This window comes from Kitasatospora sp. GAS1066B, assembly GCF_041262605.1.
GTDB lineage: Bacteria > Actinomycetota > Actinomycetes > Streptomycetales > Streptomycetaceae > Kitasatospora.
The window spans coordinates 163133-185874 of sequence record NZ_JBGCCO010000017.1; the positions used below are offsets into that span (position 1 = coordinate 163133).

The 22742-nt window shown below is 73.2% G+C and carries 21 protein-coding genes; 10 read left to right on the top strand and 11 right to left on the bottom strand.

From position 1 onward, the window contains the following. Window positions 1-110 precede the first annotated feature (110 nt). The 3 genes from ABH937_RS20650 to ABH937_RS20660 form a co-directional block, all read right to left on the bottom strand. On the bottom strand, window positions 111-1256 hold the full coding sequence (locus ABH937_RS20650) for a hypothetical protein (protein WP_280686903.1): 1146 nt from the start codon (window positions 1254-1256) through the stop codon (window positions 111-113). Window positions 1257-1697: 441 nt separating this feature from the next. Beyond that, a complete protein-coding gene (locus ABH937_RS20655) occupies window positions 1698-2342 on the bottom strand; it encodes a response regulator (RefSeq protein ID WP_370146072.1) in 645 nt (214 codons plus the stop codon). Between the two features lie 32 nt (window positions 2343-2374). Next, complete coding sequence (locus ABH937_RS20660; protein WP_370219054.1) at window positions 2375-3511, bottom strand: sensor histidine kinase; 1137 nt, start codon at window positions 3509-3511, stop codon at window positions 2375-2377. Between the two features lie 184 nt (window positions 3512-3695). Here ABH937_RS20660 and ABH937_RS20665 point away from each other — a divergent pair, with 184 nt between their 5' ends. The 5 genes from ABH937_RS20665 to ABH937_RS20685 all read left to right on the top strand — a co-directional run bounded on the left by ABH937_RS20665 (window position 3696) and on the right by ABH937_RS20685 (window position 6664). After that, window positions 3696-4400: a hypothetical protein gene (locus tag ABH937_RS20665; protein WP_370219038.1), complete on the top strand. Its 705-nt coding sequence runs from the start codon at window positions 3696-3698 to the stop codon at window positions 4398-4400. Then, window positions 4397-5206, top strand: coding sequence for a hypothetical protein (locus ABH937_RS20670; protein ID WP_370219039.1), 810 nt, complete (start codon window positions 4397-4399; stop codon window positions 5204-5206). Before ABH937_RS20665 ends, ABH937_RS20670 begins: the two co-directional genes overlap by 4 nt. Further along, complete coding sequence (locus ABH937_RS20675; RefSeq protein ID WP_370219040.1) at window positions 5203-6123, top strand: ABC transporter ATP-binding protein; 921 nt, start codon at window positions 5203-5205, stop codon at window positions 6121-6123. Before ABH937_RS20670 ends, ABH937_RS20675 begins: the two co-directional genes overlap by 4 nt. Before the next feature lie 32 nt (window positions 6124-6155). Further along, complete coding sequence (locus tag ABH937_RS20680; RefSeq protein ID WP_370219041.1) at window positions 6156-6320, top strand: hypothetical protein; 165 nt, start codon at window positions 6156-6158, stop codon at window positions 6318-6320. Between the two features lie 140 nt (window positions 6321-6460). Then, entirely contained in the window at window positions 6461-6664 is a 204-nt protein-coding gene (locus ABH937_RS20685) for a cold-shock protein (RefSeq protein ID WP_370219042.1), read from the top strand. Between the two features lie 34 nt (window positions 6665-6698). Here ABH937_RS20685 and ABH937_RS20690 read toward each other — a convergent pair whose 3' ends face one another. Then, a complete protein-coding gene (locus tag ABH937_RS20690; protein ID WP_370219043.1) occupies window positions 6699-7904 on the bottom strand; it encodes a PP2C family protein-serine/threonine phosphatase in 1206 nt (401 codons plus the stop codon). A 169-nt stretch (window positions 7905-8073) separates the two neighbouring features. On the opposite strand from ABH937_RS20690, the gene ABH937_RS20695 reads away from it, so the two are divergent. Together ABH937_RS20695 and ABH937_RS20700 are read left to right on the top strand one after the other, a co-directional pair. Beyond that, window positions 8074-8430 carry an arsenate reductase family protein gene (locus ABH937_RS20695; protein WP_280686895.1) on the top strand — a complete coding sequence of 119 codons (357 nt, stop codon included), beginning with the start codon at window positions 8074-8076 and terminating at the stop codon, window positions 8428-8430. 23 nt (window positions 8431-8453) lie between these two features. Then, a complete protein-coding gene (locus ABH937_RS20700; RefSeq protein WP_370219044.1) occupies window positions 8454-9008 on the top strand; it encodes a DUF1697 domain-containing protein in 555 nt (184 codons plus the stop codon). A gap of 120 nt (window positions 9009-9128) precedes the next feature. On the opposite strand, the gene ABH937_RS20705 is transcribed toward ABH937_RS20700, so the two are convergent. The 4 genes from ABH937_RS20705 to ABH937_RS20720 form a co-directional block, all read right to left on the bottom strand. After that, window positions 9129-9731, bottom strand: a complete 603-nt coding sequence (locus ABH937_RS20705) for a hypothetical protein (protein WP_280686893.1) — start codon at window positions 9729-9731, stop codon at window positions 9129-9131. Between the two features lie 140 nt (window positions 9732-9871). After that, entirely contained in the window at window positions 9872-10531 is a 660-nt protein-coding gene (locus ABH937_RS20710) for a hemerythrin domain-containing protein (RefSeq protein WP_280686892.1), read from the bottom strand. Window positions 10532-10868: 337 nt separating this feature from the next. Beyond that, window positions 10869-11942, bottom strand: coding sequence for an esterase family protein (locus tag ABH937_RS20715; RefSeq protein WP_280686891.1), 1074 nt, complete (start codon window positions 11940-11942; stop codon window positions 10869-10871). 338 nt (window positions 11943-12280) lie between these two features. Then, window positions 12281-13543 (bottom strand): ROK family transcriptional regulator, encoded by a 1263-nt coding sequence (locus ABH937_RS20720; RefSeq protein WP_280686890.1) that lies wholly within the window; start codon window positions 13541-13543, stop codon window positions 12281-12283. Window positions 13544-13730: 187 nt separating this feature from the next. On the opposite strand from ABH937_RS20720, the gene ABH937_RS20725 reads away from it, so the two are divergent. Next, the gene (locus tag ABH937_RS20725) at window positions 13731-14474 is read left to right on the top strand and encodes an SDR family oxidoreductase (protein ID WP_280686889.1); all 744 of its coding nucleotides are present in this window, start codon (window positions 13731-13733) and stop codon (window positions 14472-14474) included. Between the two features lie 172 nt (window positions 14475-14646). Then, a complete protein-coding gene (locus ABH937_RS20730) occupies window positions 14647-15549 on the top strand; it encodes a LysR family transcriptional regulator (protein ID WP_370219045.1) in 903 nt (300 codons plus the stop codon). A 32-nt stretch (window positions 15550-15581) separates the two neighbouring features. On the opposite strand, the gene ABH937_RS20735 is transcribed toward ABH937_RS20730, so the two are convergent. Together ABH937_RS20735 and ABH937_RS20740 are read right to left on the bottom strand one after the other, a co-directional pair. Next, window positions 15582-16703, bottom strand: coding sequence for a tetratricopeptide repeat protein (locus ABH937_RS20735; protein WP_370219046.1), 1122 nt, complete (start codon window positions 16701-16703; stop codon window positions 15582-15584). Window positions 16704-16864: 161 nt separating this feature from the next. Next, a complete protein-coding gene (locus ABH937_RS20740; protein WP_370219047.1) occupies window positions 16865-18286 on the bottom strand; it encodes a helix-turn-helix domain-containing protein in 1422 nt (473 codons plus the stop codon). Window positions 18287-18723: 437 nt separating this feature from the next. Here ABH937_RS20740 and ABH937_RS20745 point away from each other — a divergent pair, with 437 nt between their 5' ends. Further along, the gene (locus ABH937_RS20745; RefSeq protein ID WP_370146053.1) at window positions 18724-19686 is read left to right on the top strand and encodes a phosphatase PAP2 family protein; all 963 of its coding nucleotides are present in this window, start codon (window positions 18724-18726) and stop codon (window positions 19684-19686) included. A gap of 15 nt (window positions 19687-19701) precedes the next feature. On the opposite strand, the gene ABH937_RS20750 is transcribed toward ABH937_RS20745, so the two are convergent. Continuing rightward, window positions 19702-22728 (bottom strand): bifunctional [glutamine synthetase] adenylyltransferase/[glutamine synthetase]-adenylyl-L-tyrosine phosphorylase, encoded by a 3027-nt coding sequence (locus tag ABH937_RS20750; protein ID WP_280686885.1) that lies wholly within the window; start codon window positions 22726-22728, stop codon window positions 19702-19704. Between the last annotated feature and the right edge of the window lie 14 nt (window positions 22729-22742).

Consider the following 22742-nt stretch of genomic DNA (forward strand, 5'->3'; position numbering starts at 1 on the left):
CGGCCGCGCGGGCCCGGGGCACTCGGGCGATGGGGAGCCACCGATCGCCGCGATCACCTGCCAGTCAACGACACGACCGGCCAACGATCCGATGATCGGAAGGAAACGCCCTAGTTGGCCAAGCTGAAATCGCCGCCGACCGGCGCGGCGATCTTGTCGACACCGGTGAGCGCGGTCAGGCTGGTGACCGGGGTGGTGCTGTCGGTGGTGGTGCCGTTGCCGAGCTGGCCGGAGCCGTTGGCGCCCCAGGAGCGCACGGTGTTGTCACCGAGCAGGGCGATGGTGTGCTCGCGGCCGCCCGACACCAGCTCGACGCCCTTGATGCCCGGGACAGTGACGGGGGTGATGCGGTAGTCCGTCGTCCCGTCACCGATCTGGCCGGAGGTGTTCTGTCCCCAGGCCTTGAGCTTGTTGTCGCTGTCGGTGACGGCCAGGCTGTGGTTGCACCCGGCGGCGATCTGGGAGACCCCGCCGAGCCACGGGCCCTGGGTGTCGACCGGGGTGTAGCGGTTGATGGTGCTGTTGTCACCGAGCTGGCCGGTGGCGTTGTAGCCCCAGGCCTTCACCGTGTTGCCGCTGGTGGGCCCGGTGCTGCTGCGCGGCGGGCCGACGAGGGCAAGGTTGTGGTTGCAGCCGGCCGCGATCCGGCTGACGCCGGTCAGGTTGCTCACCGGGGAGGGTACGCTCCGGCTGGCCGAAGTGCCGTCGCCCAGCTGGCCGTTGATGTTGTAGCCCCAGGCCCAGACCGTGCCGTCCTCGCGCAGCGCGAGGCTGTGGTTGAGCCCGGCGGCGATGGCGATCACCTTGTTGAGGCCCTCGACCCGGACCGGCACGCTGCTGTCCAAGGTGGTGCCGTTGCCGAGCTGGCCGTAGTTGTTCTTTCCCCAGGAGACGACCGTCTGGTCGGCCAGCAGGGCCAGGCTGTGCGCACCGCCCGCCGCGATGTCGGTGGCGTTGGAGAGGTTGACGACCTGTCCGGGCGCGTTGTGGCTGAACACGCTGCCGTCACCGAGCTGGCCGGACCCGTTCGCACCCCAGGACTGCACCGTACGGTCCGTCAGCAGCGCCAGCCCGTGGCCGGTGGTCGGCCCGGCCCCGCCGGCGGCGATCTTCACCACCTCAGCGCTCGTCAATCCGAGCACGGTGGTGGCTGTGGTGCGGAAGTCGGTCCAGGTGCCGTCCCCGAGCTGGCCGGAGCGGTTGTTGCCCCAGGACTTGAGGCGCTTCTCCTGGGCGTGCGCGGTGTCAGCCGACACCAGGGTGTGAACAGCGACAGGGGCGAGGACGGCCATGAGGGAACAGAGCGCGGCGGCAAGCCTGCGACCTGTGCGATATGCGCGCACGAGTTGGTCCTTTCGAAGATCACAAAACGAACATGATCTTCGTACCGGCCCCAGCTGGTCCCGAGGCGCGCCCTGCCGCCTCTTTCACTCTCCGGGCTGAACAAGTCACATGATCGACTTCCTCGACCGACCTCAGTGCGGTGACGTTTGCCTGAGGGAAGGGACACGGCACCCACGAGACACGTCTCTGCCCGAACACGGACCTGTAAAGGGCCCCGCTGAGCTGCGGAAACGTCGTGCGACTGACGCGTCTCGAAGGCCCTGGGGCTCGCGATGTGACATGGGAGTGCACTGAGTTCGATCTCAGCCCGAGGTCTGTGGCGCACCTCCACCCGCCTGGCCGATTCGCACGGGCTATCGGCTGCTGTTCGGTTGGTCCGCGCTGCCCGGCATCAGGCGGGATTCCCAGGCCCAGGCGGTGATCTCGCTGCGGTTGCGGGCTCCGAGTTTGTTCTGGATCGCGGCGAGGTGGCCCTTCACGGTACTGACGGAGATGAACAGGGCGGCCGCGATCTCCTGGTTGGTGCGGCCCCGGGCAACGGCGCGGACGACGTCGGTCTCCCGGTCGGTGAGCGCGGAGTCGGGCTGGTGGGCCGGGGAGGGTTTGACGGAGGCGAGGTCGCGGAGCAGGCGCCGGGTGATCGACGGGGAGATCATGGCGTCCCCGATGCTGGCGGCCCGCACGGCGGCGGTGAAGAGGGTGGGGTCGCCGTCTTTGAGGACGAAGCCGAGGGCTCCGGCCTGGAGGGCGCCGTAGACGTACTCGTCGAGTCCGAAGGTGGTGACGATGACCACCCGGAGCGGGTCGGCGACGCCCGGGCCGGCGAGTGCGCGGGTGACGTCGATGCCGTCGAGGCGGGGCATCCGGATGTCGATGAGGCAGACGTCGGGCCGCAGTTGGCGGGCGAGGGCGACGGCCTCAGCGCCGTCGCGCGCTTCCGCGACGACGGTGATGTCGGGCTCGTCCTCCAGGATGAGGCGCAGGCTGGTGCGGATCATGGCCTGGTCGTCGGCGACCAGCACGCTGATGCTCACGGGCGGTCTCCGGCTTGCAGGGGCAGGGTGGCCCGTACCGACCAGCCGGTGCCGGGCTGCGGACCGGCGCTGAGCGTACCGCCCAGTGCCTCGACGCGTTCGCGCATGCCGACCAGGCCATAGCCGCCGCGCGTGGAGGCGCGGATCGCGGGGTGCGGCGGAGCATCGTTGCCGATCTCAACGGTGATGTCCGTGCTGTCCTGGGAGATGGTGACGGTGGCCGCGCGGGTGCCGCGGGCATGGCGGGCTATGTTGGTCAGGGATTCCTGGACGACCCGGTACACGGCGGTGGTGACGATGGGTGGCCAGGTCGGCGCCGCGGTGGGCAGCCGGAGGTCGACGGCCGGTCCGTGCTCCTCGAAGCGGCGGACCAGGTCGACGAGTTGCTCCTGTCCCGCGGTGACGGCAGCGCCGTCCTCCTCGTCGCGGAGCAGGGCGACCACCCGTCGCATCGCGTCCATGGCGTCGGTGCCCGAGCGTTCGATGTCCGCCAGGGCGTCGCCGAGTTGGTCGGGCTGCTTGCGGAGCATGATCCGGGCGGCGTGGGCGTGCATCACGATGCCGGCCACGTGGTGGGCGACGACATCATGCAACTCCCGTGCCAGCGCCAGTCGTTCGTCACGCCGCACGGCTTCGACGGCGGCCCGGCGGCGATGCTCCGACAGCCGCAGGACGATCCCCGCGCCGAGGCCGGCCAACCAGCCCTGGACGCCCAGGTGGAAGTGGGCGGCGGCCTGCGAAGTGGTCACCAGCCAGCCGAGTCCGGTGACCGCGAGCCCGGCTGCGGCGACGGCAGCCGCTCGCCGGGGCGGCAGTGCCCGGACGGCGGAGCCGGCCAGCACGGTCAACGCCAGCGACGCGGCGAGACCGGGCTGGCCCGTCAGGTACCCCGTGGCGGCGACGAGGACGGCGGCAGCCGCGACGGACAGGCCGACCGCCACGGCGACCAGCCGGTCGCGCTCCCGGAGCAGCGCCGCGACGCACACCACCACACCGATACCGCAGTCGAGCGCCCAGCCCCGGCCACCCGGGTGGCCGGCGTGCCAGTAGGCCGTCGCCGCCAGCACCGCCGCGAAGGCCAGCCCGAGCAGCACGTTGATTCGCCTGGCGGCCAGTGCGGCCAGCCGTTCCATCACCCTCACGGTGCTCAGGCTACGGAACCGGCCGCGACCGCGGCACCGGCCAAAAGGACCGGTCCACGCCGCCCGATCAGTACTTCTGGCCGTTACCGACTCCGGTCCGTGTGAACAGGCTTGACGGCATGAAACGAGACCTCGAGACACCCCGCGTCGACCCGGGGCCCGCACGAGCCGGCAGGTGGCCGTGAACCGGTCCACCTGGGCCCGCCTCCGATTGGAGCTGCGGGTCATCGGCATCGCCCCGCCGGTGACGGCACTGGCGGCAACGCTGGGCGGCGCGGTCCTGGTGATCGTCATGCGTGCCACCGGGGCCGGCGCGGAGCACCTCGACATCGCCGCCGGCGCGGTCCTGGCGGGCTTCGCCCCGCTCGGCACCGCCGTCGCGGCCTCCTCGATCGTGGGGCGTGATGCCGGCGCCGAGCTGGTCATGACCACCACGGTCTACCGCCGGGTGCTGTTCCTGCGTGCCGGCCTGGTGGTGGTCCCAGCGGCCCTGGTCACGCTGCTGGACGCCGTCGTGTTCCGCGCCTTGAACGCCTGGCCCGAGGGGCAGGGCACGGACGGTTACGTCCTGGTGTGGGCCCCGCCGATGCTCTGGCTGGTCGCACTGGCGATGCTCATCGCGATCGGCCTGCGCAGCCCGGCCGCCGCAAGCGGCCTGATCGGGGGCCTGTGGCTGGCCCAGTACCTGATGGCGCGCGCCATCCTGGACAACACGGTGCTGCGGGCGCAGTACATGTTCATGGGCGTCGCCGCCAAGGTCCCGGCGCACGAATGGACCGTCAACCGGATCGCCCTGCCCGCCGTCGGCGTCGTCGCCGTGATCGCGGCCGGCCTGCTGCTGGGGCGTCCCGAACGATTTGTGGGGAGCGATGCCGCATGACCGCCGTCCTTCAGCGAACCGCTCCGCCGACGGCAGCTCAGGGCTGGTGGGCGAAGACCGTCGTGGCCGCCCGCTACGAGTACCTGATGCAGGTGCGCCGCCCGGCGGTCTGGGTGGTCGTGCTCGCGCTGATCGCGCTGCGCTGCGCATCGCCCTTCCCGCCGGGTTTCACCAGCACCACGGACAACACCTTTCTGGTCGCGGACTGGGCGGGCAACTTCATGCTGTGCCCGATCGGCGTCGGCGCCGTCCTCGCCGACCGCGTCCGGCGGGACTCCCGGCTGGGGCTGAGCGACCTGCTGACCTCGACGCCCACCGGCATCGGCCCGCGCCTGTGGGGCAAGGCCATCGGCGCCGGCGCGGCGAGCACCACACCGGTCGTCATCGCCTGGGTAGGCCTGCTCGGCTACCTGACCGCCCAGCGCGGGGCCGGGGTGATCCCGGTCGGCCTCGGGGCGTTCGCCGCCATCATCTTGCCCGCGCTGGTCTTCGTCGCGGCCTGCTCGGTCACCGTCCCCTACCTGACCGGGCCCGTGCTGTACCGGCTGGGTCTGTTCGGCTACTGGATCTGGGGAAACATGGTCGGCCCGCGCTTCGGGATCCCCACCCCCGCCGGCACGCCCTTCGAAGCCATCGGCGAGTACCCGGCCGGTGCCTGGTTCCACGGCACCCTGTTCGACGCCAGGCAGCGGGGAATCACCCCGACCGGCGGCGAGGCCGTCCTCAGCATCGCCTTCCTGCTGCTCGTGGGGCTCGCCGTCCTCGTGATGACCCAGCTCGTGCTCACCAGGAGGAGCCCGTCATGACCGCGCCCAACGTGACCATCACCGATCTGACCGTCACCTTCCGGCGCGGCGAGGTCCGCGCCCTCGACGGCATCAGCCTGCGCCTGCCCACGGGCATGGTGGGTCTGCTCGGCCCCAACGGAGCCGGCAAGACCACCTTCATGCGGGTCCTGACCGGGGTGCTGCTGCCGACCTCGGGCACCGTCGCGGTGGACGGCACCGATCTCACGTCGCGCAGCCAGCGCCGGGAGGTCAAGGCCACCACCGGCTACCTCCCCCAGGAGCTCGGCCTGTACCCGGACTTGACGGGCCGCCAGTTCCTCGACTACATGGCGCTGCTCAAGGGCATCACCGATCGGCGCGCCCGCCGCGCCCGCGTCAAGGAGGTCCTCGAACTGGTCTCGCTCAGCGATGTCGCCGACCGGAAGGTGAAGGGCTACTCGGGCGGCATGAAGCGCCGCGTGGGCATCGCCCAGGCCATCCTGAACGACCCCCGGCTGCTGATCGTCGACGAACCCACCGTGGGACTGGACCCCGAGGAGCGGCTGCGGTTCCGCAGCCTGCTCGCCAGGCTGGCCGGCGACCGGACGGTGCTGCTCTCCACCCACATCGTCGACGACATCGTGCAGACCTGCCCGAACGTCGTGGTGATCGAGCGCGGGCACGTCGCCTTCCAGGGCGCCATCGGTGCCCTCGCCGCCCGCGCCGAGGGCATGGTGTGGCACATCCCCCAGCCGGCCACCGCCCCACCACCCGACCTGCCCACCATCACCGTCACGCCCGGCATAACCGGCACCACGTACCGGGTCATCAGTTCCACCGCCCCCGCCCCCGACGCGCAGCCCGTCAGCGCCACCGTCGAGGACGGCTACATCGCCCTGATGCACGGCACCACCCCGGAGCGGGCCCAGCACGGCCCCGACCTCCGCGTCATCTGACCCCAGCCCCGTCAACACCCGAGGACCAGAAGATGTCTCAGCAGCCACTCACCACCGTCCTGGCCGCCACCAACACCACCACCGGCTTCCACCCCGGCCTCGTCTACTTCGCGTTCTGGGCCCTCGTGATCGCAGCCGTCATCGGCGCTCCCATCTACGTCGTCCGCCTGGTGCGCGACCGCCGCAAGAGTCGTTGAACGCTGCCTGAACACACGGAGGTCGCCACCAGCCCGATCGCGTCGACACGCCCACGACCGGGTGACGGTCCGCCGAGCCGCGGCCGGGAGGCGATACCTGTACCGGGACTCAGCTCCAAGTCCCGTAGAAGGAGAGCAGCATGGCCACCGGAACCGTGAAGTGGTTCAACGCCGAGAAGGGCTTCGGCTTCATCGCCCAGGACGGCGGCGGGCCGGACGTCTTCGTCCACTACTCCGCGATCAGCGCCGCCGGCTTCCGTTCCTTGGAGGAGAACCAGCTGGTGACCTTCGACGTCGTCCAGGGGCCCAAGGGTCCGCAGGCCGAGAACGTCACCCCCGCCTGAGCCCGGTCACCTGAGCCCGGTCACCCGAGCCCGGTCAGCCGAGCGGGCTCAGCGCCAGCAGCGCGAGGTCGTCGGTGGCCGGTCCGCCGTGGGCCTGGACGTCGTCGCCGACGAAGGCCACCAGCTGTTCGGGAGCGACCGTGCTGCGACCCTGGAAGCGGGCGGCGAGGCGCTCGGTCAGCGGGTAGAACCGGCCGGCGCGGTCCCGGGCCTCGGTGACGCCGTCGGTGTGCAGCAGCAGGGTCTGGCCGGCGATGAGCGGGACGACGGCGACCGGGGACGGCGCGTCCTGGGCCCGCAGGTGGCCGAGACCGAGCGGCAGGTCCTGCGGGCAGTGCAGGGTCTGCACGGTGCCGCCGGCCAGCAGCACCGGGTCCAGGTGCCCGCGGTTGATCAGCCGGACGGCGCCGGTGCCCTGGTGGTGCTCCAGCAGCACGGCGGTGACGAACAACTCCTCGTCCCCGCACTCCACCGCGCCCCGGCGCACCTGGCGGTCCAGCAGCGCCGCCAGCTCGGCCAAGTCGGCGGTCTCGTGCGCGGTGGCGCGGAAGGCGCCGAGCAGGTCGGCCACCGTGCGCACCGCCTCCAGGCCCTTGCCGCGCACGTCGCCGAGCAGCACCCGGGTGCCGAACCGGGTGTCGCACAGCTCGTAGAGGTCGCCGCCGATCGCCACCTCCGCCTGCGCGGCCCGGTAGCGGCCGGCCGTGCGCAGCGCGCCGACCTGTTCCGGGACCGGGTGCAGCACGGTGCGCTGCAGCGCCTCGCTGACCGTGCGGGCCCGCACCAGGTGCCGGGCCTGCCGGGTGCGCTGGTGGGACAGCATCACGCCGGCCAGCGCCGCGATCAGGGTGGAGAGGTAGACCCACAGGTGGTGGTGCTCGTAGAGGTGGCCCACACGGGCGGCCAGCACCAGTTGCAGCGCGACCGCGCCGACGCCCGAGAGGGCCGTGGCCAGCGCGCCGAAGCCGAAGGCGACCAGCACCGGCAGCGCGGTGAGCAGGAAGCCGGCGGCGGTGGCCTGCGGGAGGACGACTTCGATCAGCAGGTCGGCGAGGATCAGCAGCGCGGGCAGCCAGCGCACCCAGCGCGCGGCGACGTCCGGCTCGCGATCCGCCGCGGTCGGGCCCGCCAGGGCCCGGCGCAGCACCGCCGCGGGTGCGCGGCGCGACTCGGCGGCGGGCTTGCGGCTCGGGGCAGCGGCCGGGCCGGTGGCCAGGGGCGTTTCCGGCCTCGCGGACATGGCTGACCTCACGGACACGGCTGACCTCCTCGGCCGCTGGGGAGCATCGGGTGAGCTTCCATGGTCGCGTACCCGGTCAACGCCTGCGGGAGGTCCTTGGACCCGCCGAGTCGGGTCGAAAGCCCCGGTTGGCGGAGGCCGACTTCCCGGGCTGCGTAGGCTGAGCGCCATGGAGATCTGGATCAACCCCCGCTGCGGCAAGTGCCGCGCCGCGCTCACCGAGCTGGAGGCAGCCGGCCTGAACTACACCGTGCGCCGCTACCTGGAGGACCCGCCGTCGGTCGCCGAGCTGGAAGAGGTGCTCGACCGGCTCGGCCTCGAGCCCTGGGACATCACCCGGCCGGACGAGGCCGTCGCCAAGGAGCAGGGCATGCGGGACTGGGGCCGCACGGCGGCGGACCGCCCGCGCTGGCTGGCGGCGCTGGCGCAGCACCCGATCCTGATCCAGCGCCCGATCATCACGGCCGACGACGGCCACGCCATCATCGCCCGCACCCCGGAGGCGGTGCGCTCGGTCCTGCCGTAGCCCGGGTGCGCCACACTGGGCAGGTGGCAGACCAAACCTTCATCGCCTTCCTGCGCGCGGTCAACGTCGGTGGACGCACGGTCAAGATGGAACGTCTGCGCGAGCTCTTCGCCGAGCTGGACCTGCGCGACGTCCGGACGTACATCCAGAGCGGCAACGTCTTCTTCAGCACGGACGCCGGCGTCGACCGGGCCGCGCTGACCCGGCGGATCGAGGAGCACCTGGCGGCGGCTCTCGGCTACCAGGTCCCCGCCATGTTGCGCACCGTGGCGGAACTGGCGGCGGTGGTCGACGCCGACCCGTTCCGCGACATCGAGGTCACCCCGGACGTACGGCTCTGCGTGGTCTTCCTCTCCGAGCCGCTGCCCGCCGACCTCGCCCTGCCGCACCTCACCCCCAAGGGCGACCTGGAGGTGATCGGCGCCACCGCGACCGAGGCCTTCGTGGTCGCCCACCTGATCGGCGGCCGCCCGACCGGCAACGCGGCGACGGCCTTCGGCAAGGCGTACCGGGGGCACGGGACGGCACGGTTCTTCCATACGACGGAGAAGATCCTCGCGGCCGCCCAGAAGGGGTGAGCACGGCGGGGTGACCACTACTGGGTGACCGCTGCTGGGTGACCGCGGCGAGGTGACCACGCTGGGGCGCGCCACCCGCCGCCCCGCCCCCAGGTGGCGAAGCGGCGGGGGCCGGGCGGGTCAGGCGCCGGTGAGGCGGGCGATGGTGGCGGTGCTCAGGCCGAGCGAGTCGGTGGAGAGCGGCACCAGCGCCGACTGGACGGTGGCCGGGTCGGCCTGCTTGGCCGAGGCGGCGGTGACCAGGGTGGCGGCGTCCTGCTGGATCGCGGTGAGCTGCTCCTCGACGCTCGCGGTGGGCATCGCGGGCGCCGAGCGCTGCATCGGGCCGCCGGGCTGAACAGCACCGGGCAGCGCGGGCGTGCCCGGCACGGAGGGTGTGCCCGGCAGCGCCGCCTTGAGCTGGTCCGAGGCCAGTCCCAGTTGCCGCAACTTGCCCTTCAGCGTCGCCGCGTCGACGGCGCCGTTCGCCGCGCCGGGGCCGGCGTCCTTGCTCGGGCCGAGCGCGGCGGCCAGGTCGCCGATCCGCTCCAGGACGCCGCCGAGCGCGCCCATCGCCGCCACCGTCCGGCGCGCGTCCGGCGCCGCGGGCGCCACCGGTGCGGACATCGGCGGCTTGATCATCGGGTGGCGGTCGACCGCGGTACCGACGGCGATGCCGGTGGTGGCCGCGACGGAGCCGACCAGTGCGGTGCTGAACAGGACCGTGGTCCACTTGCAGTGCATGGGGGTGAGCTTCCTTCCAGGGAACGGGAGTCGGGGGTTCCGGCCGGAAAACGGCCTTCCTCCACCTTGGCCACCGGCCGTCACGCTCCGCCATCGCGCCTAGCCCGAATGCACGTCAACTCCCCTTGCTCACCGCCGGGTCACTCCACGGTGGGCGTCGCTCCCCAGAGCTCCGCCGAGCATCGCGCGTAGACCGCCTGCCAGTGCGGCCACTGGCGGGCCGTCAGGTCGTCGCACTCGGCCAACAGTGCCTCGATCTGCTCCGTCGCGACCCCTTCGAGCAGCCAGGCCAGCGCGTCCGGGGCGCCCGGGCCGTCGGCCAGCCGCAGCAGGTCGAGCAGCTCACCGAGCGTGCCGACCCGGGAGTGCGCGGCGAACAGGTCGGCCATCACCGGCAGCAGTTGCTCCTCTTCGATCCGCAGGTGGGTCTCCAGGCGGGCGGCCAGCTCCTCCACCGCGTAGGCGACCGGCCAGGCGCTGGCCGGGTCCCGGGTGCCGACCCGCATCAGCGTCGTGGTGCGGGTGAAGGAGTGGTCCAGGTTGTGGTGGTCGTCCTCCAGCCAGTTGACCAGCAGCCGCAGCTCCGGGGCGAAGCGGCGCAGCAGCGGCCAGAGTCGCACGTCCTGCTGCTCGTGGTGGCAGGTGAGCATCGCGGTGAGGAAGTCCCAGTGCCGGCGCAGCGCCTCGGCACCCGCCTCGTCGCCGGGCTGCAGCAGGCGCAGCGCGGTGGGCAGCCGGGCGAGGTCACGACGCAGCGCGGCGTGGACGAGGCGAAGACCGGCGAATCGGACGGGTCGCACGGCCGGCACCGCCTCACTGGGGCCACGCTGGGCGGGAACGGTACACAGATGCGACTGCATGGCACTCTCTTCAGGACTGTCATGGCGGGGGATCGGGACCAGTCGGCGCTGCCCGCGGCGGGTGAGTGGGCGAGCGGCGCGATGGTGTGCTCCAGGGTGGCCACAGTCGATCGGAAGTGAATCAATGGCGGATTGCTGCGCAGGTCAGCGGGGGTGGGGAGGGAAGAAGCGGGGTGCGGAAGGTGATCGGGGTGCGGAACGGGGGACGGCTGCGCGGACATGGCAACGGGCGGTGCCGACGAATCGTCAGCACCGCCCGTTCGGTCGTCCGGGGGGATCAGGCCGGCGTCGGCCCCGCCATGTTCTGGGTCAGCCACTGCAGCGTGTCCGGGATCATCTTCTTGAAGTGCGAGGTGAGGTGCTTGCCGCCCGGCTGCTCGTAATAGTCGATCTTGGTGGGCGGTGCCGCCTTCGCCACCCAGTCCTTGACCAGCTTGACCTCCTCCGGCGTCGCCCCGCCGGCCGTGGCCAGCATCCGCACGTCGGCCTTGCTCTGGCTGACCAGCACGTCGGGACTGTTCGCCAGCCGGTCCGCCTCGTGGCCCTTCCAGAACTCGGAGTCCGGGTTGAAGTACCCGTCGATCGGCACCGCGGCCTTGTAGAGGTCCGGGTGCTGCATCGCCATCTTGGCGCTGCAGAAGGCGCCGGTGGAGGCACCCATCAGGCCCCAGCCGTCACGGCTCTTCAGGGTGCGGAAGTTGGCGCGCACGAAGTCGGGGACGTCCTGGGACATCCAGGTCCCCATCTTCGGCTGGCCGGGGATGTCGCTGCAGTCCAGGGTCTGCTTCTCGTCGGCGACCAGGTTCTGCACCGGCATCACCATGATGAACGGGTGCGCCTTGCCCTGCTTGACCAGGTCCTCGTCCGCCACCTGGATCGGCAACTGGTCGTCGGTCCAGGTGTTGTAGCCGTTGCTCTGGCCGCCCGCGTAGAGGGTGAGCACCGGGAAGCCGTCGTTGGCGTACTTGGGGTCGTTGTACTCCGGGGGGAGCCAGATCCAGACCTTGGCCGTGACGCCGGACTTCTTGCCGGCCAGCGTGGTCATCATGATCGGCCCGGCGGCGGTGTCCCGGGCCTTGGTCAGCTGGGTCGCGGGGCCGGTGGGGAACTGCACCTTGGCCGAGTCCGCGGCCGGCGTCGCGCTCGCCGACGGCGCACCGCCCGGGGCCGCGCCGCCCGAAGCGCCGCCCGATGCACCGGACGGGGCGCCGGGCGAAGCGGCGGCGACCGGCGCGGCATGGGCCGTCGGCTTGTCGCCACCGCTCCCGCCGCACGCGGAGAGCGCGACCGCCAGGGCGAGGACGGCGGCGGAGGACAGGACGGCACGTGGACGGACGAACGGCGGCTGCACGGCGGAACTTTCCGAGGGAAGGGTGGCGCCCGGACGACGGCTCCGGGCGGCGTCGACCCGGGTGGAGTCGGCGCGCGGTGAAGTCGATCCTATGACGTGGCCAGGACCAGCCGTGGTTGCGACCTGACGGCCCACCAACCAACATCTGGCACCCGTTCGGCGACATTCCAGCCGACCGGCCCCCGCCGATCGGCGGGCCGATCCGCCGGTCGACCACCCCGCCGCGGACCACGAACCGGCCACCGCCACGGTTCCGCGTCAGAGCGTCCGCAGCGTGCGGTGGCCAGGTTCGGGCTCGGCGTCCCGCGTTCGGGTGGCATCCGGTGCGACGGTCGTGGTCACAACAGCCCCAGGGCGGTGAACGGTTCGGTGATGACGCGCTCCAGCACCGGCACCGCCGAGGACCGGACCAGGGTGCGGGCGCCGAACACGGCGGGCACGATGTCCTCGGCCACCGCGGCGCCGCGATGGCTGCGCTCGGCGACCTCGGCCCGCAGGTCGTCCAGGTACTCCTCGGCCACCAGGATGCCGCCGGCCAGCACCACCCGGCTCGGGTTCAGCAGGTCGACCAGGGTGGCCACCGCCCGCCCGGCCCGGCGGGCCCGACGGCGCAGCAGTCGCTGGGCCCGCTCGTCCCCGCTGCCGGAGCCGGCCGGGCGGGCCGCGGCCACCAGGCGCTCCAGGTCCAGCGAGCCGCCGGCCGGGCCGCTCGGCGCGGAGTCCAGCAGGCCGGCCGCTCGGGCCTCGGCGACCAGCGCGAGATCGCCGGCCGCCACGCTCAGGCAGCCGGTCCGGCAGCGCGGGCAGCGCACCGCCGGGTCGTCGGTGACCGGCAGGTGCTCGATGCCGCCGGCCGCCGCGCCGGGGCCGCGGTGCACCGTGCGGTCCACCACGATGGCCGCGCCCAGCACGTTGCCGATGAAGACCAGCGCGAAGTCGTCCACCTCGCGCCCGGCGCCGAACCACAGCTCGGCCCGGGCGATGGCGCGCACCGTCTGCTCCAGCACCAGCGGGCCCGGCAGCTTGCCGGTCAGCTCGGCCAGCAGGTCCACGTTCCGCCAGCCGAGCGGCCCGTGCTCGACCACCACGCCGCGGGCGCCGTCCACCCAGCCGCCGACGCTGACACCGGTGCCGACCAGGCGGCGCCCGGCCAGCTTCTCGTCCAGGAAGGTCCGCACCCCCTCGGCGGCCCGCGCGGCGAGCCGAGCCGGCGTCAGCTCCTCGGCTCCGCCGTGCGCCAGCTCGCGCTCGACCAGCACCCGCCCGTCCAGTCCGACCAGCCCGAAGGTGGTGCGCAGCAGCCCGAAGTGCACGCCCAGCGCGACGGTGCGCTCGGGGTCGACCCGCAGCGGCACTCGGGGGCGGCCCTGGGTGGGCTCCATCGGGGCGAGCTCGCCGAGCAGCCCGGCCTCGATCAGGGTGCTGGTGAGCTTGGTGACGCTGGGCGCGGAGAGCCCCGTGTGCCGGGCGATCTCGGCCCGGGAGACGGGGCCGTAGGCGAGGACGGCGCGCAGCACCGCGGAGGCGTTGCCCTGCCGCATGTACTCGGCGCGCTGGCCGGGGGTGATCAGCCCTTGGGGCTGGTCGCTGCGGTTGATCACGGTGATCGCCTCCTTCCGGGCACCCTATCGTTTCCCGAGGTCTACTAAATTTCGGAAATTTAATTGTCTCCGGCACTCCTGCCAAGCCCCCGATCCACCCGACACTGCTCTTCGGTGCGCTCCTACCAATGACAGCGGGCGCGGCGGTCGGTCATCATCGGCACACCACCAGTCCAGGGAGCACCAGATGCCGCAGCAGATCGCCGTTGTCACCGGGGCCGGCACCGGGGTGGGCCGGGCCGTCGCGCTGGAACTCGCCGCGGCCGGCTGGCAGCTCGCGCTGGCCGGGCGCCGGGCCGAGCCGCTGCACGAGACCGCCGCGCTCAGCGGCACCCCTGCCGCCGTCATCCCGACCGACGTGACCGACCCGGTCGCGGTGGACGCGCTCTTCGCCGAGACGGTCGAGCGGTTCGGGCGACTCGACCTGCTCTTCAACAACGCCGGCACCTTCGGCCCGCAGACCCCGCTGGAGGACCTCTCCTACCAGGACTGGCGCGCGGTGGTGGACCTCAACCTGACCGGCGCCTTCCTCTGCGCCCAGGCCGCCTTCCGGCAGTTGAAGCAGCAGCGGCCGCAGGGCGGGCGGATCATCAACAACGGCTCGATCTCGGCGCACGTGCCGCGCCCGCAGAGCATCGCCTACACCGCGACCAAGCACGCGGTCACCGGCCTGACCAAGTCGCTCTCGCTGGACGGGCGGCCGTACCGGATCGCCTGCGGCCAGATCGACATCGGCAACGCCGCCACCGACATGACCGCCGCGATGAGCGTGGGCGTGCGCCAGGCCGACGGGCGGATCGCACCCGAGCCGACCATGGACGTGGCAGAGGTGGCCCGCACCGTGCGTCACATGGCCGAGCTGCCGCTGGAGGCCAACATCCAGTTCGCCACCGTGCTGGCCACCGCCATGCCCTACATCGGACGTGGCTGAGCCCCGCCGGCACTACGGCGGCGGTCGACCCCCTCCCCCCGAGCCGACCCCACGCACGCAGCCGACGGTGCGTCAACCTCGAGCACGGCCACTACCTTTACCTACAACTTGACGATATTTTACATCCCGTGTTTGATCGGGATCGGGTCGAGACCGGGCTACAGGGGGCGGGATGGCAACGGACAGCGCGACATGCGGCGTGGAGTTACGCCACCTGCGGTCCTTCCTGATGGTGGCCCAGGAGTTGAACATCACCAGGGCGGCCGCGCGCCTGCATCTGGCCCAGCAGGCCGTCTCGGTCCAGATCCAGCAGCTCGAACGCACCCTCGGCACCGAACTGCTGGTGCGCACCTCACGGGGCGTCAGCCTGACCCCGGCCGGTGCCGAGCTGGCCGCGGGCGCCCGCAGCGTGGTCGGCGAGCTGGACAGCCTGACCGCGCGACTGCGCTCCCGGGCCGAACCGCCGGGCCCGGGCCGGCCGCTGCGGCTGGCCTGCTGCCCGTACGCCACCGCGCCGTTCGCGCTGGAGGCGGCGGCCGCGATGGAGGAGGCGATCCCCGGGCTCGCCATCGACCTGGTCACCGTGCCGGGCCCGGCCGAGGAGCTGGCCCTGTTGCGGGCCGACGGGGCGGACGCCGCCTTCCTCTGGCTGCCGGCCGGTTCCGGAGCGCTGCGACTGGCCCGACTGCGCACCGACCGGCGGGCGGTGGCGGTGCGCCGGGGCCACCGGCTGGCCGACCGGGCCTCGGTCTGCCTGGCCGACCTGGCCGAGGAGGCGGTACTGGTACCGGACGGCTTCGACGGCGCCGAGGTCCGCGGCGGCCGAGCCGCACCGGAGAGCTGGGGGAAGGTCGAGGACTGCCTGCTGGCCGTGGCCCGCGGCCGGGGCGTCCTGCTGGCACCCGAGCCGCTGAGCCGCTGGGCGCCGACCGCGCCCGGCGTGCACTGGCTACCCGTGCGCGACGCCGCCCCCTCGCACCTGGCGCTGGCCTGGGGCAGCCGCTCCCCCGAACTACTGCTCACCCGGCTGGTCGCCGAACTGCGCAGGTTCACCGGCTGGTCGGCGGCCGCCTGACACCAGGCCGTCCGACCATGATTGACGGTCCATCAGGAGAGTGCTCGCCGCCGGTTCTGGACGATCGCCGGGCCGGCCGGCATCCCCAGGATGGTGAGCGCAGACTGGTAGGCCGACATCGCCGGTCCCGGCTGCCGCCGCTCCGCCCAGCAGTCGCCGAGCCTGCGCCAGAGCAGCGCGATCTCGCGGTGCCCACCGGCCTGGACCAACAGCTGCCCGCAGCGGTGCAGTTCGGCTTCGCCCAGGGCATCCTCACCGGCCACCAGGTAGGCCCGCCCGAGCGCCAGCGCGAGCGCCGCCCGCTCCCGCCACAGCTGATCACCGATCTCGTCGAGCAGCCCGACTCCTCGCCGGGCCCAGGCCAAGGCCTCGGCCGGATCACCGAGTTGGACCAGTGCCTCGGCCAGCAGCGTGACGCAGAAGACGACTTCACCGATGGTGGCGTTCTCCCGCACGATCCGGTAGGCGGCGACCAGCAGGTTCAGCGCCCGGGCCGGCTCGCCCCTGGCGATCAGCACCAGCGCCAGATTGCACCGCAGCATGCCCTGATGCCGGGCGTTGTCCGCCTCCGCCATCAACGCCAGTGCCCGCTCGGCCAGTTCCAGCGCCTCGTCGAGGCGGCCCTGCTCCCGGGCGATCAGCGAGGCGTTCCACTCCACCGCGCCGAGCGCCACCCGGGAGCCGGTGCTCCGGGCCAGCGGCAGCAGCCGCTCGGCCAGCAGCTTGGCCGAGGTCAGGTCGCCGCGCGTGACGTAGCAGCCCATCAGCGTCGAGCCGAGCTGCAGGTGCTCGTCCAGTGGCGGCAGCCGGCGCTCGTGCAGTTCGGCCATCGCCCGCTCGCCGAAGTCCACGCTCATCGCCTGATCGCCGACGTCCCGGTAGCAGCGACACAGGGCCACCGCGAGCAGCGCCCAGTCGGCGGTGCCGAACTCGGTGTCGGGCTCGGCCAGCAGAGCGCGATAGGCCTCGATCGCCTCCTCCAGCCGACCCAGCTTCTCCAGCGCCCAGGCCCGGCCGCGCCGGGCCCGGCGGGCGGTGTGCCGGTCCGCCGGCGGGTCGGCGGCCAGCACCCGGCCGAAGACCGCCAGCGCCTCGGCGTCGCCGCCGTTGCGCAGGGCCAGTTCGGCGAAGGCCGTCTCCAACCGAAGCGTCACCGGGCTTCTCCCCCTCCGTGGTCGGCCGGGCCGTGACGGGAGCGTGCCGGGTTCGCGCTCCGGATCGGCTGACCGGGGTCAGCGGCTCCGGGTCAGGCTACCCGCCGACTGCCCGACCAATCCCGACGGTCCACCGACCGGAGCGGTGCGGCAGGTCGGGGTCACAGCCCGGCCGGCCGCAGCACCGCGCGCAGCGGGGCCGCACCCGACAGGCCGGCCGCCGCGAGCCCCTGACGGTAGGCGTTCATCGCCGGCTCCGGGCGGCCGTGGTCGAGCCACTGGTCCCCCAGCGCCCGCCAGGCCTCGGCCCGCTCCCGCCCCGCCGCCAGTCGCAGCTCGGCCTCGCCGAGCAGCCGTTCCACCGTGTGCAGCGCCTCGGCGGCCTCCTGCTCCCGGCCCTGCAACCGGCGGGCCTCGCCCAACTGCAGCCAGGCCCAGACGCCGAGCCCGCTGTACTCGCGCCCCACCAGCTCCAGCGCGCGCTCGGCGTGGGCGGCCCCGTCCTCGTACTGACCGAGCATCAGCTCGGCTCGGGCCAGGCCTAGTTCGCAGCCGGCCCGGTCCAGCGGGCGCCCACAGCGGGCGAGTTCCGCACCGGCCGGCGCGAGGTACTGCTTGGCCAGCGCGGGCTCCGGCACCGGGCCGTCCAGCAGCAGCGAGCCGTAGCCGGCCTTGAGCAGGCCGAGGTGACGAGCCAGCTCGTCCTCGGCGGGCAGCGCGAGGGCGCGCTCGGCCAGGGTCAGCGCCAGCGCGGTCTCGCCGCGCTGCTCGGCCCGGCGGCTGCCCTGCCGGAAGGCGTCGGCGCGGGTGGCCGGGGAGGCGGTGTGCTCGGCGTGCGGCAGCAGCCGGTCGGCCAGCTCCCTGGCCGCGGCCAGCGCGCCGCTGCGGTGCTCCGCCTCGATCAGCACGACGCCCAGGCCCAGATGGTCCTCGGTGGGCGTGGCGAGCACGGCGTCCAGCCGGGCCAGCGCCCCCTGGCCGAGCTCCGCGGCGCGGGCCGGCTCGCCCGCCGCCAGGTGGCAGCGGCAGAGCGCCACCGCGAGCCGCAACCACTCGGCGGAGCCGGGCCCTGGCAGCTCGTCGCGGTACAGCTCGTGCAGCACGGCCAGCGCCTCGGCCGGGCGGTTCAACCGCTCCAGGGCGTCGGCCCGGGCGGTCTCGGCCCGGCGCCGGGTGGCCGGCTCGGCCGGCGGCTCCTCGGCCAGCACCGCATCGCAGGACGCCAGCGCCGCGCCCAACTCGCCGCCGCGCAGCGCCAGCTCGGCCCGCGTGGTCCGGAGCAGCAACTGCTGCTGGCGCTCCAGCTCCTGGTCACTCGCCAGCCCGGTGCGCAGGTACTCCACCGTGCAGTCGAGTCGGACGGCCAGCCGGCGCAGGATGACCGGGGTGACCGGACGTTTGCCGGACTCCAGCAGCGACAGGTAACTGACCGACATGCCCTCGCCGGCCAGATCGCTCTGCTTGAGCCCGCGCTCACGGCGCAGGTCGCGCAGTCGTCGGCCGATCTCCGCTGTGCCGTCCTGCCCCGATTCCATGCCCGCCCTTGCCTCGACCGTCCGGGCGCTGCCCAGCACCGCGTTCACTTGACTCCATTGTTTACAGGATTGACAACGCCGGTCCAAGACCGCGGACGGATTGAACGGCGCGCGACCGCCCGACTCGACCCCGCCACGCGCTCCGGCGCGAGCCGGCCGTGCGCCGTGACTCGAGCCGTCCTCGACCGGCGTCGGCCCGGCGTCGACCCGGCACCGACCCGTCCTCGGAGGGGCGTCGACCGCTCGGTGCCCCGGGAGCAGCGGCCCCTGGGAGCGATCGGGACCCCGCCTCGCCCCGGGTATTGCGAACGGGTAACAATGGAACGCATGTGTGTCCCTCTGACGCGCGGTGCCCGCGCGTACTGTGCCGCCTCCCCCACCCCGGTCGGGGGCAGCCGCCTCGCACTGAGGGAGGACAGCCGGTGAAGAATCCACGACCAGAGGATGATCGGACGGCCACGGAACGTCTGGCAGACTTCTCGCCCATGGGGGAACCGACCGACATCCAGACGCAGGACGGCGACGACGCCCTCCGGCGCTCCAGCGGCGGTTCCGTCCAAGCCCCGGCCCGTTCGGCCGAACGGGCGACGGACGGAGCCGGTGGCAGCACGGCCGTACGCGCCACCAACTCGCTGCGGCGCCGGATCATGGCGCAGCGGCGCGGTCCGGCCCGCCCGCGGCTCTGGTTCGAGCTCGCACTGATCGGCGTCAGCTACTGGATCTACTCGCTGGTGCGCAACGCGGTGCCCGAACAGGCGGCGGTCGCCCAGAAGAACGCGATGTGGGTCTGGCACAGCGAGCAGTTCTTCGGCGTGAACGTCGAGCGCTCGATCAACCACGCCGTCAACTCGGTCGGCTGGTTGATCGTCGGGATGAACTACTACTACGCGACGCTGCACTTCATCATCACCATCGGTGTGCTGATCTGGCTCTACCGCAGCCATCCGGGCCGCTACGCGGCCGGCCGCACGGTGCTCTTCATCACCACCGGCATCGCCCTGGTCGGCTTCTACTTCTTCCCACTGGCCCCGCCGCGGCTGACCGGGCTCGGCTTCATCGACACGGTCGAGGTCCACCACACCTGGGGCTCGCTGGCCTCGGGGGCGGGGGCCAGTGTGAGCAACCAGTTCGCCGCGATGCCGTCGATGCACATCGGCTGGTCGACCTGGTGCGGACTGACCGTCTTCTTCCTGGCCGAGCGCAAGTGGGTACGGGCCCTGGGGCTGATCTACCCGCTGTTCACCCTGTCGGTGATCATCTCCACCGCCAACCACTACTGGATGGACGCGGTGGGCGGGCTGCTCTGCCTGGCCGTCGGCTTCGCCGTCACCCGGCTGATCTACCACCGCTGGGCCTACCAGTTCCCGCAGATCCCGGCCTCCTGGCAGGGCCAGGGCACCGTGCCCGAGCAGCGGCCCACCCCGGTCGGCGCCGGCTCCCAGCGCTGAGGCCCCGGTGACCCCTCACCCGTAGAAGAGCCGCTCCACCACCGAGCGAGCCCGCCGCGTGGTGCGCCGGTAGTCGTCCATCAGTTCGCCGCTGTGACCCGCCCCGTAGCCGAGGTAGCGGGCCACCTGCGCGAGCTCCCGCGGCTCGCTCGGGAAGCTGTCGCCGGGGCGCCCGCGCACCAGCATCACCGCGCTGCGGACCCGGGAGGCGAGCACCCAGGCGGCGTCCAGCACCGCCGCGTCCTCGCCCGCCAGCAGGCCGGCCTTGGCGGCCGCGAGCAGCGCCTGCCGGGTCCGGGTGGTGCGCAGCCCGGTCACCTCGTGACCGTGCTGGAGCTGGAGCAGCTGCACCGTCCACTCGACGTCCGCCAGGCCACCGCGCCCGATCTTGGTGTGGGTGGTCGGGTCGGCCCCGCGCGGCAGCCGCTCGCTCTCGATCCGCGCCTTGATCCGCCGGATCTCGATCAGGTCCCGCTCGGGCACGCCCGCCTGCGGGTAGCGCAGCGGGTCGATCAGCTCCCGGAACCGCTCCCCCAGCTCGACGTCGCCGGCCACCGGCTCGGCGCGCAGCAGCGCCTGACTCTCCCAGACGTGCGACCAGCGCGCGTAGTACGCCGCGTACGAGCCGAGCGTGCGCACCAGCGGGCCCTGGCGGCCCTCGGGGCGCAGGTCGGCGTCGACCAGCAGCGGCGGCTCGGTGGACGGCGCGGCCAGCAGGGTGCGCAGCTGGTTGCAGACCGAGCGGGCGGCGGCGGTCGCGTCGTGCTCGGTCCCGGGCAGCGGATCGTGCACGAAGAGCACGTCCGCATCCGAGCCGTAGCCCAGCTCGTGCCCGCCGAACCGGCCCATCGCGATCACCGCGAGCCGGGCCGGGAAGGCCTCGCCGTGGGCCTGCTCCCACTCCGCCGTGCAGGCCGCCAGCGCGCCCGCCAGGGTGGCGGCGTTGAGGTCGGTGAGCGCGTTCGCGGTGGTCTCCAGCGCCTCGCCCGGGTACTCGCCGTAGCGGCCGAGCAGGTCGCCGGCGGCGGTGCGGAACAGTTCGCGACGGCGCACCGCGCGGGCCGCCGCCACTCCCACCGCCGCGCTCGGTGCCCGGCCGACCGCCGAGCGGATCTCCGGCTCCAGCACGGCCCGCCCGCGCGCGGCCAGGCCCTGCGGGTCGCCCAGCATGGCCACCGCCTCGGGCGCGCGCAGCAGCAGGTCGGGGGCCAGCCGCCCGGCCGACAGGATCCGGGCCAGGCCCTCGGCCGCCGCGCTCTCGTCCCGCAGCAGCCGCAGGTACCACGGAGTGCGGCCGAGCGCATCGGAGACCTGGCGGAAACCGAGCAGCCCGGCGTCCGGGTCGGCGGAGTCGGCGAACCTGGCCAGCAGCACGGGTAGCAGGGTGCGCTGGATGGCGGCCTTCCGGCTCACCCCGCTGGCCAGCGCCCCCAGGTGCCGCAGCGCGGCCGACGGGTCGGCGAACCCCAGCGCCTTGAGCCGCTGCTCGGCCGCCGCCGAGCTCATCGCCTGGGTACCGGGGGTGATCGCCTCGCCGGCCGACAACTCGGCCACGGCCGCGAGCAGCGGTCGGTAGAAGAGCTTCTCGTGCAGCCGGCGCACCTCGAGGGCGTGCCGCTTCCACTCGCGTTCCAGCGCCGCGACCGGGTCGGCCCGGGTGTCGTCGTTGATCATCGCGGCCAGCGAGCGGGCCAGCCGCCGCAGGTCGGCCGGGTCCTTGGGCATCAAGTGGGTGCGACGCAGCCGGTGCAGCTGGATCCGGTGCTCCAGGGTGCGCAGGAAGCGGTAGGCGGTGTCCAGCGAGGCGGCGTCGGCCCGTCCGACGTAGCCACCCTGTGACAACGCGGCCAGCGCCTCCAAGGTGTTGCCGCTGCGCAGCGCCGGGTCGGTGCGGCCGTGCACCAGCTGCAGCAGTTGCACCGAGAACTCGACGTCGCGCAGCCCGCCCGGGCCGAGCTTGAGCTGGCGGTCCAGCTCGATCGCCGGGATCGCCTCGATCACCCGGCGCCGCATCTGCTGCACGTCCGCGACGAAATGCTCCCGCTCGGCCGCCTGCCAGACCATCGGCGTCAGCGCCGCGAGGTACGCCTGGCCCAGCTCGGCGTCGCCCGCCACCGGGCGGGCCTTCAGCAGCGCCTGGAACTCCCAGGTCTTGGCCCAGCGCTGGTAGTACGCGACATGGCTGGCCAGGGTCCGCACCAGCGGCCCGTTGCGGCCCTCGGGACGCAGATTGGCGTCCACCGGCCAGATGCTGCCCTCCCGGGTGGTGTCCGAGCAGAGCCGCATCATGGCCGCTGCCAGCCGGGTGGCGGCCCGCAGCCCCACCTGTTCCTCCACGCCCTCGCGCGGCTCGGCCACGAAGATCACGTCCACGTCGGAGATGTAGTTGAGTTCGCGCCCGCCGCACTTGCCCATCGCGATCACCGCCAGCCGGCAGGCGTCGGCGGCTTCCGGCTCCTGCTCGGCGGCGATCTCCAGCGCGGTGCGCAGCGTGGCGCCGGCCAGGTCGGCGAGCTCGGCGGCGGTCTGCGCCAGGTCGATGGTGGCGCTCAAGTCGCGGGCGGCGATGGTCAGCAGGCAGCGGCGGTAGGCGGCGCGCAGCGCGTCGGCCGGCTCGCCGGCGGCGTCCCGGACCCGCTGCTCCAGCTCACGGCGGAATTCGCGGCTGCCCGGGTGCATGTCGCGCTGCTCGAAGGTGACCAGCGCGTGCCAGTCGCGCGGATGGGTGGCCAGGTGGTCGCCGAGCGCGGCGGAGGCGCCGAGCACGCCGAGCAGCCGGTCGCGCAGCGGCTTGGAGGCGGTCAAGGTGTCCCGCAGGGTGTGCCGTTCGGCCTCGTTCAGCGCTTCGAGCAGCCGGGCCAGGCTCTGCAGCGCGAGGTCGGGGTCCGCGCCGGCGCCGAGCGCGTCGAGCAGGATCGGGTCGTCGGCCAGCCCGTGCAGAGCGGGGGCGGCCAGCCGCCGGACGGCCGCCTCGGGGTCGGTGAAACCCCGGCGGACCAGGCGGTTCTCGGGCCTGCTGACGCGGCTGCCACCGGTGGTCATCGCGCTCCTCGGTG

Excerpts from the sequence above, each read along its gene's own strand:
- ABH937_RS20655 (WP_370146072.1), bottom strand. The coding sequence starts at position 2,342 with ATGATCCGCACCAGCCTGCGCCTCATCCTGGAGGACGAGCCCGACATC.
- ABH937_RS20660 (WP_370219054.1), bottom strand. The coding sequence starts at position 3,511 with ATGGAACGGCTGGCCGCACTGGCCGCCAGGCGAATCAACGTGCTGCTC.
- ABH937_RS20670 (WP_370219039.1), top strand. The coding sequence starts at position 4,397 with ATGACCGCCGTCCTTCAGCGAACCGCTCCGCCGACGGCAGCTCAGGGC.
- ABH937_RS20675 (WP_370219040.1), top strand. The coding sequence starts at position 5,203 with ATGACCGCGCCCAACGTGACCATCACCGATCTGACCGTCACCTTCCGG.
- ABH937_RS20680 (WP_370219041.1), top strand. The coding sequence starts at position 6,156 with ATGTCTCAGCAGCCACTCACCACCGTCCTGGCCGCCACCAACACCACC.
- ABH937_RS20685 (WP_370219042.1), top strand. The coding sequence starts at position 6,461 with ATGGCCACCGGAACCGTGAAGTGGTTCAACGCCGAGAAGGGCTTCGGC.
- ABH937_RS20690 (WP_370219043.1), bottom strand. The coding sequence starts at position 7,904 with ATGTCCGCGAGGCCGGAAACGCCCCTGGCCACCGGCCCGGCCGCTGCC.
- ABH937_RS20695 (WP_280686895.1), top strand. The coding sequence starts at position 8,074 with ATGGAGATCTGGATCAACCCCCGCTGCGGCAAGTGCCGCGCCGCGCTC.
- ABH937_RS20705 (WP_280686893.1), bottom strand. The coding sequence starts at position 9,731 with ATGCACTGCAAGTGGACCACGGTCCTGTTCAGCACCGCACTGGTCGGC.
- ABH937_RS20725 (WP_280686889.1), top strand. The coding sequence starts at position 13,731 with ATGCCGCAGCAGATCGCCGTTGTCACCGGGGCCGGCACCGGGGTGGGC.
- ABH937_RS20730 (WP_370219045.1), top strand. The coding sequence starts at position 14,647 with ATGGCAACGGACAGCGCGACATGCGGCGTGGAGTTACGCCACCTGCGG.
- ABH937_RS20745 (WP_370146053.1), top strand. The coding sequence starts at position 18,724 with ATGGGGGAACCGACCGACATCCAGACGCAGGACGGCGACGACGCCCTC.
- ABH937_RS20750 (WP_280686885.1), bottom strand. The coding sequence starts at position 22,728 with ATGACCACCGGTGGCAGCCGCGTCAGCAGGCCCGAGAACCGCCTGGTC.